The organism is Mesorhizobium sp. M1169, assembly GCF_040318345.1.
Taxonomy (GTDB): Bacteria; Pseudomonadota; Alphaproteobacteria; order Rhizobiales; family Rhizobiaceae; genus Mesorhizobium.
On the sequence record NZ_JAMYME010000002.1, the window covers coordinates 228,788 to 243,042 of the forward strand.

Sequence of the window (14,255 nt, forward strand, 5' to 3'; positions counted from 1 at the left end):
ATAAGGCAGCTGTGGCAACCTTCAGTCCGAGGTCAGGATTGTTGATGAAGATGGTTGCCGGGACGCATGGCCTCCCGGCAATTTCCAAATCTATTCCGCCGCCACGTTCATGCGCATCCGCTCCATCTCGATCAGCGCGCGGCGGTATTCGACCGGCATGATCTTCCGGAATTTCGGCCGGAAAGTCGCCCAGTCGTCGAGGATTTCGCGACCTCGTACCGAGCCGGTGTAGTGGACGTGGTTGGAGATCAGCTGGTAGAGCCGCTCCTCGTCATGGCTGGTCATATCGCCGGATACGTCGACACGGCCCTTATGGTCGAGATCGCCGCCATGGTGGAGCAGCTTTTCCATCAGGTCGTCCTCTTCCGGAACCGGCTCCAGCTCGACCATCGCCATGTTGCAGCGTTCGGCGAAATCACCCGCCTCGTCGAGCACATAGGCGACGCCGCCCGACATGCCGGCGGCGAAGTTGCGGCCGGTCTGGCCGATGACGACGACGATACCGCCAGTCATGTATTCGCAACCATGGTCGCCGACGCCTTCAACGACGGCGGCGACACCCGAATTGCGCACGGCAAAACGCTCGCCGGCAACGCCGCAGAAATAGGCCTCGCCCTCGGTTGCGCCGTAGAGCACGGTATTGCCGACAATAATGGACTCGGCAGCAACGATTTTCGTGTTCTCCGGCGGGCGGATGACGATGCGGCCACCCGACAGGCCCTTGCCGACATAGTCGTTGGCGGCGCCCACCAGTTCGAACGAGACACCGCGCGCCAGGAAGGCGCCAAAGGACTGGCCGGCCGTGCCGGTGAGCTTGACCGAGATCGTGTCCTCGCGCAGGCCCTTGTGCTTGAAGCGCTTTGCCACCTCGCCCGACAGCATGGCGCCGGTCGAACGGTCGACGTTGCGGATCGGCAGTTCGATACTGACCGGCTGCCTGGCTTCGAGCGCCGGCTTTGCGAGGTCGATCAGCTTGCGGTCGAGCACGTCGTCGATCGGATGCTTCTGCCGCTCGGTCCAGTGCACCGCCTCGTGCGGCGCATCGGGCTTGTAGAACATCTTGCTGAAGTCGAGCCCGCGTGCCTTCCAGTGCTGGATCAGCTCGCGCTTTTCCAGAAGGTCGGTGTCGCCGATGATCTGGTCGAGATGGGTGTAGCCCATCTCGGCAAGCAGCGCCCGCACCTCTTCCGCCACATAGAAGAAGAAGTTGATGACGTGCTCGGGCGTGCCCTTGAAGCGCTTGCGCAGCACCGGGTCCTGTGTCGCGACGCCGACGGGGCAGGTGTTGAGATGGCACTTGCGCATCATGATGCAGCCGGCCGCGATCAACGGCGCGGTCGAAAAGCCGAACTCGTCGGCGCCGAGCAGTGCGCCGATAATGACGTCACGCCCGGTGCGCAGGCCGCCATCGACCTGCAGCGCGACGCGCGACCTGAGGCCGTTGAGCACCAGCGTCTGGTGCGTCTCGGCAAGGCCCATCTCCCACGGGCTGCCGGCATGCTTGAGCGAGGTCAGCGGCGAGGCACCGGTGCCGCCGTCATAGCCTGATATGGTGATGTGGTCGGCACGCGCCTTGGCGACGCCGGCCGCAACCGTGCCGACGCCGACTTCCGAGACCAGCTTGACCGATACGTCGGCCGCCGGATTGACGTTCTTCAGGTCGTAGATGAGCTGCGCCAGATCCTCGATCGAATAGATGTCGTGATGCGGCGGCGGCGAGATCAGGCCGACGCCCGGCGTCGAGTGCCTGACCTTTGCTATGGTCGCATCGACCTTGTGACCCGGCAGCTGGCCGCCCTCGCCTGGCTTCGCCCCTTGCGCGACCTTGATCTGCATCATGTCGGAATTGACAAGATACTCCGCCGTGACGCCAAAGCGTCCCGAGGCGACCTGCTTGATCGCCGAGCGTTCGGGGTTCTTGCCGCCGCCCGGCAGTGGCAGATAGCGATCGGCCTCTTCGCCGCCCTCGCCGGTGTTCGACTTGCCGCCGATGGCGTTCATGGCGCGCGCCAGCGTCGTGTGCGCTTCCCTTGAGATCGAGCCGAAGGACATCGCCCCGGTCGAGAAGCGCTTGACGATATCGGCCGCCGGCATCACCTCGTCGAGCTTGACCTTCTTGCGCCCGGTCTCTTGCGCAAGCTTGATCTTGAACAGGCCGCGAATGGTCTGCGCCTGCGCCGTCTCGCTGTCGATCTGGGCGGAATAGTCCTTGAACGTCTCCCACGAGCCTTGGCGCACGGCGTGCTGCAAGGTCGCCACTGCGTCGGGCGACCAGATATGGGCCTCGCCGCGCATGCGGAACATGTATTCGCCGCCGACCTCGAGGCTGTTGCGCAGCACCGGGTCGTTGCCGAAGCCGTCGGTGTGGCGGCTGACCGTTTCGGCGGCGATCTCGTCCAGCCCGACGCCTTCGATCAGCGTCGCCGTGCCGGTGAAGTACTTCTGCACGAAATCCGACTTGAGCCCGATGGCGTCGAAGATCTGCGCGCCGCAATAGGACTGGTAGGTCGAGATGCCCATCTTGGACATCACCTTGAGGATGCCCTTGCCGATCGACTTGATGTAGCGGGAGACGACCTCGTAGGCATCGACCTCCGCTGGCAATTCGCCACGCTTGTGCATGTCGAGCAGCGTGTCGAAAGCGAGATAGGGATTGATCGCCTCGGCGCCGTAGCCGGCGAGACAGCAGAAATGATGCACCTCGCGCGGCTCGCCGGATTCCACGACGAGCCCAACCGAGGTGCGCAATCCCTTGCGGATCAAATGATGGTGCACGGCCGCCGTTGCCAGCAGCGCCGGAATGGCAATGCGATCCGGCCCGAGCTGACGGTCCGAAAGGATGATGATGTTGTAGCCGCCGGCGACCGCCGCCTCGGCGCGCTCGCACAGCCGGTCGATGGCGCCCTGCATGCCGGCCGCGCCTTCATTCGAACCGTAAGTGATGTCGATCGTCTTGGTGTCGAAACGGTCTTCGGTGTGGCCGACGGAGCGCAGCTTCTCCAGATCGCCATTCGTCAGGATCGGTTGGCGCACTTCGAGCCGCTTGCGGCGCGAATTGCCGACAAGATCGAAGATGTTGGGCCGCGGCCCGATGAAGGACACCAGGCTCATCACCAGCTCCTCGCGGATCGGGTCGATCGGCGGATTGGTGACCTGTGCGAAATTCTGCTTGAAATAGGTGTAGAGCAGCTTCGATCTGTCCGACATTGCCGAAATCGGCGTGTCGGTACCCATCGACCCGACGGCTTCCTGGCCGGTGGTCGCCATCGGCGACATCAACAGCTTGGTGTCCTCCTGGGTGTAGCCAAACGCCTGCTGGCGGTCGAGCAGTGAGACATCCCTGCGCAGGGCGCGCGGCTCGACCGGGTTCAGATCCTCGAGGATGAGCTGTGTGTTGGCGAGCCAGCTCTTGTAGGGATGCCTGGTCGCGATCTCCGACTTGATTTCCTCGTCGGAAACGATGCGGCCCTTGTCCAGGTCGATCAGCAGCATGCGGCCGGGCTGCAGCCGCCACTTCTTGACGATCCTTTCCTCCGGCACTGGCAGCACGCCGGCTTCCGAAGCCATGATGACGCGGTCGTCATCGGTGACGATGTAGCGCGCCGGCCGCAGCCCGTTGCGGTCGAGCGTGGCACCGATCTGGCGGCCGTCGGTGAAGGCAACCGCCGCTGGCCCGTCCCACGGCTCCATCAGCGCTGCGTGATACTCGTAGAAGGCCTTGCGGTCCTGACCCATCAGCTTGTTGCCGGCCCAGGCTTCCGGGATCAGCATCATCATGGCGTGGGCGAGCGAATAGCCGCCCTGCGTCAGGAATTCGAGCGCATTGTCGAAGCAGGCGGTGTCCGACTGCCCTTCGTAGGAGATCGGCCACAGCTTCGAGATGTCGTTGCCGAACAGTTCGGAATCGACCGAGGCCTGCCGCGCCGCCATCCAGTTGACGTTGCCGCGCAGCGTATTGATCTCGCCATTGTGGGCGACCATGCGGTAGGGATGCGCCAGCTTCCACGACGGGAACGTGTTGGTCGAGAAGCGCTGGTGGACCAGGATCAGCGCCGTCTCGAAACGCGGGTCGGTGAGGTCCTTGTAGTAGGCGCCGACCTGATAGGCCAGGAACATGCCCTTGTAGACGATGGTCCGCGACGACATCGAGACGACATAGAAGCCGTTGTCGACGCCTTTGGTCTCCTCATGGATGCGACCGGAAATGACCTTGCGCAGGATGTAGAGCCGCCGCTCGTAGTCGTCGTCGTTCTCGATCTCGGCGCCGCGGCCCAGGAACACCTGCCGGTGCACCGGCTCGGAAGCGGCGATGTCGGGCGCCTTGGACAGCGACGAATTGTCGACCGGCACGTCGCGAAAGCCGAGCAGCGGCTGGCCCTCGAGTTGCGCCACCTCGGCGATGATGCCTTCGATATGCGCCTGCAGCTCCGGGTCGCGCGGCATGAACACCTGGCCGACGGCGTAGTGGCCGGGCTTCGGCAGTTCGACCCCTTGCTTGGCCATCTCCTCGCGGAAGAAGCGGTCCGGCAGCTGCACCAGCACGCCGGCGCCGTCACCCATCAGCGGATCGGCGCCGACCGCGCCGCGATGCGTCAGGTTTTCGAGCACGGCAAGGCCGTCCTCGACGATCTGGTGCGACTTCACGCCCTTCATGTTGACGATGAAGCCGACGCCGCAGGCATCATGCTCGTTGCGCGGATCATAGAGGCCGTGCGCAGCATAGCCGGTGCTGGTTCGCCGAATATTGGTCAGGGACGGATTTTTGACGGCTGCCGCTGTCGTCTGCGCGGCCTTCGTCGCAGATGGCGTCATGTCCGTCATCGTCCTGTCCTCCGTTCCGTCCCCTTCGGGCGCTGGTTTCCGTCGGGAAGCGCGTGGCTCCCCTTTCAATCTGCGGCACGTCTTGCGAAATTCTTGCCGACCGTGCGGCTTTCCGCATGGTTCGCATATGGTATTCGTACAGGCCGGAGCCAGACTGTCTAGCTGTCGCTCGCGGCAATGGCCGCAGAGGCGCAATCATATGCCAATGCGGCCAGTTTTGTGCGACAAAATAAGACAGCACTACTGTCCTAAATTTTTATGACAGAAATTTTGGATGCACACAAGACCGATTCACAAAATTCTTGAAGCTTTCGCGACAGAAAATTGCGCGGAACGCAGTGTCAGCGTAACCTTCAGTCGCTGCATCTACGCTCATGCGTTTCGCTGGCTTTAGCGGATTTTCGGTATCTGCCACTTGCGGCCGGCATGCGAAAGCGGCCAAGCTCGCACCGATTTCCCCAGCATAGGCAGACGCATGATTTTCGCTTCCGACAATTGGGCAGGCGCCCATCCCCGTATCGCTGCCGGCCTGTCGGCCCATGCCGACGGCTTCTCCACCGCCTATGGCGACGGCGTCCTCGACAAGGCAGTTTACCGGCGCTTCAATGAGATCTTCGAATGCGACGTCGCGGTGTTTTTCGTCGCCACCGGCACCGCTGCCAATTCGCTGTCGCTGACTACCTATAACAAGCCAGGCGGCATTTCCTTCTGCCATCGCGAGTCGCACGTCATCGAGGACGAATGCGGTGCACCGGAATATTTCACCGGCGGTTCGCGGCTTTATACAGTCGAAGGCGCACTCGGCAGGATCGATGCCGGCAATCTGGAACGGGCGGTGGACCGTTTCGCACCCGAAAACGTCCATTCCGGGCGGCCGGTTGCCGTTTCGATCACCCAGTCGACCGAAGTCGGCACCGTCTACACGCTGAACGAAATCGCCAGGATTTCGGCGATCGCAAAGCAGCATGGACTGCCGCTGCACATGGATGGGGCCCGCTTTGCCAATGCGCTCGTCGCGCTGGAAACGACGCCGGCCGAAATGACCTGGAAGCATGGCGTTGACATCCTCTCCTTCGGCGGCACCAAGAATGGCTGTTGGTGCGCCGAGGCGATCGTGCTGTTCGACCTCGAGCGAGCCAAGGAATTGGCCTTTTTGCGCAAGCGCGCGGCCCAGCTGTTCTCGAAATCGCGCTTCATCGCCGCACAATTCGATGCTTATTTCAGGGGTGGGCTGTGGCTCGACACAGCACGACACGCCAATGCGATGGCGGCACGGCTTGCCGCGGCGATAGAAGATTCCCCTTCCGCCCGGCTGGCCTGGCTGCCGCAGGCGAACGAGGTCTTCGCGGTCATGAAAAAGGCCGAGGCCGAAAGAATGCAAGCGGCAGGGGCGGCCTTCCACGACTGGCACAGGCCGCTCGGCTACGACGGCTACATCGGCGAAGACGAAGCGCTCTATCGCTTTGTCACCAGCTTCGCGACCACGCCCGACGAGGTCGACCGTTTCGGCTACCTGCTCGCCGGATAGCAAGCCTTGCCCACCAGCAAAAAAGAGCGGCGCATTGCTGCACCGCCCTTTCTTCCCGGGGAGTTGGCGTCCCGGAGTTTAGCTGCCTGGCTTAGGCCGCAGTCTTGGCCTCGATCTGCTTGGCCTTGGCCGGAGCCGAGGTGATCGCGATCTTGCGCGGCTTCAGCTCTTCGGGGATGTTGCGCTTGAGGTCGACGAAGAGCAGGCCGTTCTTCAGCGCGGCGCCGACAACCTCGACGTGATCGGCAAGCTGGAAGCGGCGCTCGAAGGCTCGGCTGGCGATACCGCGATAGAGCAGTTCGGAGCCTTCGCCATTGCCTTCCTCCTTGCGCTCACCCTTGACGGTCAGCACATTGCGGTGAGCTTCGATCGAAATCTCATCTTCCGAGAAGCCGGCCACAGCCATCGAGATGCGATAGGCATCCTCGCCCGTGCGCTCGATGTTGTAAGGCGGATACGTCTGGCCTTCCGGCTGCGCAAGCGAATCGAGCATGGTGAACAACCGGTCAAAACCGACGGTCGAACGGTAGAGCGGGGAAAAATCAACGTGACGCATGGTGTGTTCTCCTGTTGAGCAACAAGGTTGCGTATGGCCGGTGCGAAACCCGTAACGGCGTTCCGGATGGGCCAGCGGCCCCGACATTGGCGACCGCATGACAAATTTGGGAAGCCGGCGACGGCATTTCAAGATTTTCCCGCGTCCGAACGGGACCGGTCTCGGCCCACGTCCCGATGCCGATGAACGGCAGATGAACCGTGGCTTCGGCGAGCGTTCAGCCAGGCGGCATTAGAACTGTTCTCGAGATAACGAACAGGTCGCGAAAAAGGCGACACGACGAGGCCGAACCGGGTGTAACGTCCCTTCCTCCCGGTCGACAGAGGCCGGAAGCACGCCAAGGCTGCTTCCGGCCTTACTTGTTCGCTGCCTGGCGGTCGACCTCCCCGGCGTCCCAAATTCCTTTGCTTTTGGCGCATGGGCGTTTATGCCTGACTTGCGCCCACGCCGGCACCGACACCAACCAAAAACCGCATGACCGATCTTCTCCACCAGCCCCCTCTCTTCCAGGAAACTCCGGGCAATCCGCTGCCGGAAAACGCGGCCGGCGGCTTCTTCACCACGCGCGACGGCAAGAAGATCCGCTATGGGCTGTTTGCCGCGGTTGCCCGCCCGATGAAGGGCACCGTCGTCGTCCTGACCGGCCGCAACGAGTGCATCGAGAAGTATTTCGAGACCATTCGCAACCTTGCCGACCGGGGCTTTGGCGTGGCAACCCTCGACTGGCGCGGACAGGGCGCTTCCGACCGGCTGATCGGCGACCGACAGCGCGGCTTCGTCCGGAGCTTCTTCGACTACACCGGCGATCTGGAGCAGTTCTTCGAGGAGATCGTGCTGCCCGATTGCCGAGGACCCTACTACATACTGGCCCACTCGGCCGGCGCGGTGATTGCGCTGCTCGCCGCGCCCTCGATGGCGAACCGCGTGCGCCGCATGGTGCTGATCGCACCGTTCTTCACCGTGCCGGACCTGCCGGTTTCGGTAAAAACCGTCCGCCGCCTCTGTTCGCTGTTCTGCCTTCTCGGCCTTGGCCGGCTCTATGCCGCGTGGGGGCCGCGGCCCAAGGAATCGGTGCCCTTCGCCATAAACAAGCTGACCAGCGACCCGGAACGCTATCGGCGCAACACGCTGATCTACGAAACCTATCCGCAGCTGGCGCTCGGCGGACCGACGATCCGCTGGCTGAAGGCGGCCACCGAGGCATCCTTGATCGTCAGCGACCCGGATTTCATGGCCAAGATCCAGGTGCCCTTGCTGATGATCGCCGCCGGCGCCGACCAGGTCGTCTCGACCAGGGCAGTCGAAGCCTATGCGAGACGTCTGCGCGTCGGCTCGCTAGTGATGATCGACGGCGCCCGCCATGAGATCCTCCAGGAAGCCGACCTCTATCGCGAGCAGTTGCTTGCGGCATTCGATGCCTTCATCCCCGGAACCGGCGACGCTGTTTGACCGCTTCGCCGGCGCCCGCCAACAAAGCCCGCACGGGTCGCTTGTCCGACGCAGCGTGCCCCCTTATTCCCGTTAAGGCATCGAGCGCTAGGTTGCTGCCAAAGAGAATGGAGGCCATTCGCCGGGAGAAAAAGGACCATGAACGCATCGAACACGCTGTCACGTCAGGGGCATCGGCTACTGCAGATTGGCGTCGCGCTGCTGCTGTTTTCGTCATTCGAAGGGTTTGCAATACCGTATCTCGCCGCACCGCGGCTCGGACTGTCCGCGCACACGCTCAGCGCCCTGGAGGGCGTTCTCTTGCTGGCTCTAGGCCTCACATGGTCTAGGCTCAATCTCGGCGCGGCGACGTCGCGGATTGCTTTCTGGCTGCTGATCTATTCGGCTTTGGCGATCCTGGCCGCCTACGTGATCGCCAGCGCCTGGGCGGCCGGCAACGAGACTATGCCGTTGGCGGCCGGAGCCTTCCACGGAAGTGCCTTTCAGGAAGCTGTGATCAAAGGTGTGGCGTATTCGTCCGCGCCGACCGGCCTCATCTCTTTCGTGCTCATTTTGTGGGGCCTGCGTCTCTCGGACGCTTGGCCTGCCGACAGCTAATGCATGTCGCGCAGCGGTTTTGCGATAACATGCATAAAACAAGCGCGTCACATGAGTTCACTCAAACGCGACGCGATTTGCTTTAGGACCGTACCGCGGTTCCGTCGGATTTGCGCAAAACAGACGCGTGGGTGCACCGGATGCTCAGCCGCGCAGCGCCGCCATCGCGGCTGCGTGCAGCTCCGGTGTCGCCGCCGCCAGGATGTCGCCGCCGTTTTCCGCCGGCCCGCCTTCGAAGGTGGTGACAACGCCGCCTGCCTTCTCGATGATCGGGATCAGCGCGACGATGTCGTACGGTTTCAATCCGGGATCGGCAACGATATCGACGCTGCCCGCCGCCACCATCGCGAAGGCATAGCAGTCGGTGCCGTAACGGGCGAGCTGGACCTGTTGCTCGAACAGGTCGTAGCGCAGGCGCGCGTCTCCCTTGAACAGCGCCGGCGTGGTGGTGAACAGCGTCGCCTCGGCGAGATTCGTCGTCTTGCGCGTAGCGAGTTTTCGGGGGCCACCGGGACCTTCATAATGCGAGCCGGAGGCATTGGCGTAGAACAACTCGCCGGTGAAGGGCTGCGACATCATGCCGGCGACGGCATCGCCGTCGACCGTCAGCCCGACCAGCGTGCCCCATACCGGCAGGCCGGAAATGAAGGCGCGCGTTCCATCGATCGGATCGATCACCCAGACATGCCGGCTGGAGATGTTTTCGCTGCCATGTTCCTCGCCGAGAATGCCGTGATCGGGGTATTGCGCTGATATCAGCGCCCGGATGGCGCGCTCGGCCTCGCGGTCGGCCTCGGTGACCGGGTCGAAGCTGCCGCGCTCCTTGTTGGTGACCGCGCCCTGGTTGCGGAAGCGCGGCAAGGTCTCGGCTGCGGCGGCACGCGCAATGCGCCGCATGAACTCGATGTTGATGTCCAACTGATTCTCCCGCTCCAGCATGTTTGGAGATACCCGTTTGCCTACGGATTTATGCCGAAACAAGGGCGTTCGGAGCCTTTCGCATGGTGCCAACTGTTGCTCGAATGCAACGCCGCCGTCATGGAAATGCAGTTTCCACTTCACAGTGAATTAAAAAAGCCGGAACGCGCCTTGACATTTGTGCAGCGCACAATACGTTTGTTCTCGGACAGGGGTTCCTGTCCATGCCCTCCTTGGGCGTTTCCTCCCTAGACTTCGACCGTGTCGTGCAAACGATGCGGTCTTTTTTTACGCTGCCGCATGAGCGGCGGTACCGCGATTCCGCGGCTATTCGGCGGCCAGCGGCAGATCCATGAAATTGTGATCGGGCATCGCCATCAGTTCGGCCGAAAACCGCGCCAGATCGTCGGCCAGTGCGTCGAAACCAGCCGATCTCTGGAACGTCCGCTCATTCATGTAGAGCCCGCGATTGACCTCGATCTGCAGCGCATGCAGATGGCGCACGGGGCGGCCATAGTGCTCGGTAATGAAGCCTCCGGCATAGGGCTTGTTGTGGGCGACGCTGTAGCCCATGCCGGTGAGCAGGCCGATCGCCGTCTCGGTCAACGCCGCCGCGGCCGAGATGCCGAAACGGTCGCCGACGATGAAATCCGGCCGCAATCCGCTGTCGCCGACCCTTATGCTTGCCGGCATCGAGTGGCAGTCAATCAGCACGGCGTAGCCGAAGCGCGCATGGGTTCTGGTCAAAAGCCGTTTCAGCGTCTCGTGATAGGGCTTGTAGACCGCTTCGATGCGCGCCACGGCTTCCGCCAGCGGCAAGCGGCCGGAATAGATGTCGAGCCCCTCGCCGACCAGCTTGGGCACGGTGCCGAGCCCGCCGGCCACCCGCGCCGAGCGGATGTTGCAGAATGACGGCACCGGTTCGGCGAACATGCGCGGGTCGAGTTCCCACGGCTCCCGATTGACGTCGAGATAGGCGCGCGGGAAGTTTGCCGCCAGCATCGGCGCTCCGAGCGCGACGGCGCCGCCGAACAATTCCTCGACATAGCAGTCCTCGGAGCGGCGGATGGCGTTGCGGTCCAGCTTGGCCATAGCCATGAACCGGTCCGGATAGTAGCGGCCGCTATGCGGCGAGTTGAAGAGGAAGGGAACGCGCTGTTCGGCGCCCGATCGGATTTCGAAGGGTGGAACGACCGAAAAATCCTCGGCTGCCGTTTTCAATTTGGACGAACCCGGGAATACCAATGCATCATGATGGGAAAGTGCCACCTCGCCGCCCGCATGTCCAGCCGCCGAAGCGCCAGCCAAATCAGGATTGTGCGGCCAACGTTCACTTGATGTTTACCGTCACCTCCTCATATACAGCATGGTTAACGGGCTTGCCGCACGGCATTGTCGGTTGGGTGATTCGGACGGGACAACATGGCACGCATTCTGCTGGCGGAAGACGACGACGACATGCGCCGGTTCCTCGTCAAGGCGCTGGAGCGCGCCGGTTATCAGGTCAGCGATTTCGACAATGGCGCCAGCGCCTATGAGCGGCTGCGCGAGGAACCTTTTTCGCTGCTTTTGACCGACATCGTCATGCCCGAGATGGATGGCATCGAGCTCGCCCGACGCGCCACGGAGATCGATCCCGACCTCAAGGTGATGTTCATCACCGGCTTCGCCGCCGTCGCGCTGAACCCTGATTCCAAGGCGCCGAAAGACGCCAAGGTACTATCGAAGCCGTTCCACCTGCGCGACCTGGTCAACGAAGTCGAAAAGATGCTGCAGGCCGCCTGACGCGCTTTTTGTCGCGTCTTGACCGACGCCGCAAGCCAGGCGTTCTTTCCCTTTTCCCGCTATTGACGTGCCGAACCAAAAATGGTGTATGCGCGGCTTCGGATGGGCGTGTAGCTCAGCGGGAGAGCACTGCATTGACATTGCAGGGGTCACAGGTTCAATCCCTGTCACGCCCACCATCCAAATAATCCCTCAATTGGCCGTCGGTATTTTTCGTCGACTGATGTTCCCGGCCAATACCGGCCTCAGGCCGCACCGAGGCGCAGATCGCCGGTCTCGACGTGCTCCAGAAACCAGGCATAGGTCTGTTCCAATCCGCTGCGCAGCGAGTAACGCGGGCGCCAGCCGGTGGCGAACAGACGCGACACGTCCATCAGCTTGCGCGGCGTGCCGTCCGGCTTCGTCGCATCGAATGTTATTGCGGCATCGGCGCCGGCGACCGACACGATGGTGCGGGCAAGATCGGCAATGGTGATGTCTTCCCCCGAGCCGACATTGATGTGGCTCTCGCCCGAATAATTCTTCAGCAACCAGACCAGCGCGCCGGCGGCGTCGTCGACATGCAGGAATTCGCGCATCGGCGTGCCTGATCCCCACACCTCCAGGCTCTTGCGGCCGGCGCGCCTGGCCTCGTGCGCCTTGCGCATCAGAGCGGGCACGACATGGCTGGAATTGAGGTCGAAATTGTCGCCCGGGCCGTAGAGATTGGTCGGCATCGCCGAGATGTAGTCGACGCCGTACTGGCGCCGATAGGCCTGGCACAGTTTCAGCCCGGCGATCTTGGCGATCGCATACCATTCGTTGGTGGGTTCGAGCGGTCCGGTCAGCAAGGCGTCCTCGGAGATCGGCTGCGCCGCGAATTTGGGATAGATGCAGGATGAACCGAGAAACAGCAGCTTCTGCACCTCGTTGCGGAAGGCGCTGTCGATGACATTGTTCTGCATGACGAGATTGTCCTGCAGAAAATCGACGGGAAGCCTGTTGTTGGCCAGGATACCGCCGACCTTGGCCGCCGCCATCACCACTGCATCCGGCTTGCGGTCGGCCATCCAGCGCCGCACGCCGGCCTGGTCGAGAAGATCGAGCTCGGCGCGCGAGGCGGTCAGGACCTCGCAATCCTCATCGGCCAATCTGCGCAGGATAGCCGAGCCGACCATGCCGCGATGTCCGGCCACGAAAACGCGCTTGCCCTGAAGGTCGAAGGTCATCAGCTTACCCCAATGCAGAACGGCAGCTATGCCAGTTGGCCGGCGGAGCGCCGGATCGGCTTCTCTGTTGCCGGACGCATACCGCATACAGATTTGCCCAGACAAGGCAAATCGCAAAGCCACCCGAAGCAACCTTTGGATCGGACGCTGTAGCGCTCGCGATCAGACGCCCGCTACCGTGCAGAGGCTTGTCATTCTGGCAATGGCAAGCTCGGGGTCGGCCAGCAACCCTGCCTGGTCGGCAAGGCGAAAGACATCGGCATAGTGACGGATGCCGCGCGCCGATTGCATGCCGCCGACCATCGAAAAATGCTCCTGATGGCCGTTCAGCCATGCCATGAAGACGATGCCGGCCTTGTAGTATTCGGTCGGCGCCTCGAAGATCTTGCGCGACAGCGGCACTGTCGGAGCCATCAGCGCGTCGTAGCCCGCGCGGTCGCCGTCGGCCAGCTTTGCCAGCGCCGCATTGGCGACCGGCGCGATGGCATCGAAAATGCCGAGCAGCGCGTGCGAATGTCTGTCGCCGTCGCCGGCGATCAGCTCGGGGTAATTGAAATCGTCGCCGGTGAACATCAGCACGCCCTCGGGCAGCCGATCCCTGAGCGCAATCTCCTTGCCGGCATCGAGCAGCGATATCTTTATGCCTTCGACCTTGCCGGCATGGCGTTCGATGATCGCGACCAGCGTCTCCAGCGCAGTTTCGAAGTCGCTGCTGCCCCAGTAGCCTTTCAGCGCCGGGTCGAACATGTCGCCCAGCCAGTGCAGGATGACCTTGCCGGAGGCCTGGGACAGGATGCGGTCGTAGACGCCGATATAGTCGTCGGGGCCTTTGGCGACCCCCGCCAGCGCCCGGCTGGCCATCATGATCGCCTTGCCGCCAAGCCCTTCGATGAAGCCGAGCTGTTCTTCATAGGCCGCGATGACATCGTCTAGCCTGCTGGCGCCCCCCGGCGCCAGATGGTCGGTGCCGGCGCCCGACGCGAGAGCGGCGCCTTCGACGCTGCGCGCCTCGGCGATCGAGCGGCGGATCAATTCCTTGGCATTCGCCCAGTCGAAACCCATGCCGCGCTGAGAGGTGTCCATCGCTTCGGCGACACGGAAGCCAAGCCGCCAGAGGTGACGGCGAAACGCCATCGTCTTGTCCCAGTCGACCGCGGGCCTCGACCACGGATCGGTCATGGCGAGGGGATCGGCAACGACATGGGCGGCGGCGTAGGCGATGCGCGAGAAGCGAGCGCCGGCCACAGGCTGTACCGGCTGGCCGACAAGCCGGCAGCGGACACGGCCGGCGCCTTCCCCGGGCAAGGTGATGTCCATGGCTCTCTCCCTTGCCAACGCCTATTAAATGGAACGTTCCAACAAATCAAGATATTTTGACTCCTGCCTCGTGCAG

General features: G+C 62.8%; 10 protein-coding genes and 1 tRNA gene. 5 read left to right on the forward strand and 6 right to left on the reverse strand.

Annotated features, from left to right (window positions below):
* Positions 1-90: 90 nt before the first annotated feature.
* Positions 91-4,821, reverse strand: coding sequence for a glutamate synthase large subunit (gene gltB / locus NKH41_RS02905; protein ID WP_352767127.1), 4,731 nt, complete (start codon positions 4,819-4,821; stop codon positions 91-93).
* Between the two features lie 475 nt (positions 4,822-5,296).
* Here gltB and NKH41_RS02910 point away from each other — a divergent pair, with 475 nt between their 5' ends.
* Positions 5,297-6,349 (forward strand): threonine aldolase family protein, encoded by a 1,053-nt coding sequence (locus tag NKH41_RS02910; protein WP_352767125.1) that lies wholly within the window; start codon positions 5,297-5,299, stop codon positions 6,347-6,349.
* A 91-nt stretch (positions 6,350-6,440) separates the two neighbouring features.
* On the opposite strand, the gene NKH41_RS02915 is transcribed toward NKH41_RS02910, so the two are convergent.
* The gene (locus NKH41_RS02915) at positions 6,441-6,905 is read right to left on the reverse strand and encodes an Hsp20 family protein (RefSeq protein ID WP_023675381.1); all 465 of its coding nucleotides are present in this window, start codon (positions 6,903-6,905) and stop codon (positions 6,441-6,443) included.
* A 474-nt stretch (positions 6,906-7,379) separates the two neighbouring features.
* Between NKH41_RS02915 and NKH41_RS02920 the strand changes: the two genes are divergently transcribed.
* Both NKH41_RS02920 and NKH41_RS02925 read left to right on the forward strand, forming a co-directional pair.
* Positions 7,380-8,354 carry an alpha/beta fold hydrolase gene (locus tag NKH41_RS02920; protein ID WP_352469521.1) on the forward strand — a complete coding sequence of 325 codons (975 nt, stop codon included), beginning with the start codon at positions 7,380-7,382 and terminating at the stop codon, positions 8,352-8,354.
* A 138-nt stretch (positions 8,355-8,492) separates the two neighbouring features.
* Positions 8,493-8,951, forward strand: a complete 459-nt coding sequence (locus tag NKH41_RS02925; protein WP_352469520.1) for a styrene oxide isomerase — start codon at positions 8,493-8,495, stop codon at positions 8,949-8,951.
* A gap of 144 nt (positions 8,952-9,095) precedes the next feature.
* Here NKH41_RS02925 and hisN read toward each other — a convergent pair whose 3' ends face one another.
* Both hisN and NKH41_RS02935 read right to left on the reverse strand, forming a co-directional pair.
* Entirely contained in the window at positions 9,096-9,869 is a 774-nt protein-coding gene (gene hisN / locus NKH41_RS02930) for a histidinol-phosphatase (protein WP_352564879.1), read from the reverse strand.
* 327 nt (positions 9,870-10,196) lie between these two features.
* Positions 10,197-11,138: an N-formylglutamate amidohydrolase gene (locus NKH41_RS02935; RefSeq protein ID WP_352539364.1), complete on the reverse strand. Its 942-nt coding sequence runs from the start codon at positions 11,136-11,138 to the stop codon at positions 10,197-10,199.
* A gap of 153 nt (positions 11,139-11,291) precedes the next feature.
* Between NKH41_RS02935 and cpdR the strand changes: the two genes are divergently transcribed.
* Complete coding sequence (gene cpdR, locus NKH41_RS02940; RefSeq protein ID WP_006199474.1) at positions 11,292-11,654, forward strand: cell cycle two-component system response regulator CpdR; 363 nt, start codon at positions 11,292-11,294, stop codon at positions 11,652-11,654.
* A gap of 104 nt (positions 11,655-11,758) precedes the next feature.
* Positions 11,759-11,833: transfer RNA gene (locus tag NKH41_RS02945), tRNA-Val, on the forward strand.
* Positions 11,834-11,899: 66 nt separating this feature from the next.
* Here NKH41_RS02945 and fcl read toward each other — a convergent pair.
* Both fcl and NKH41_RS02955 read right to left on the reverse strand, forming a co-directional pair.
* Entirely contained in the window at positions 11,900-12,862 is a 963-nt protein-coding gene (gene fcl / locus NKH41_RS02950; protein ID WP_352767123.1) for a GDP-L-fucose synthase, read from the reverse strand.
* A 162-nt stretch (positions 12,863-13,024) separates the two neighbouring features.
* On the reverse strand, positions 13,025-14,179 hold the full coding sequence (locus NKH41_RS02955) for a dihydrodipicolinate synthase family protein (protein ID WP_352767121.1): 1,155 nt from the start codon (positions 14,177-14,179) through the stop codon (positions 13,025-13,027).
* Between the last annotated feature and the right edge of the window lie 76 nt (positions 14,180-14,255).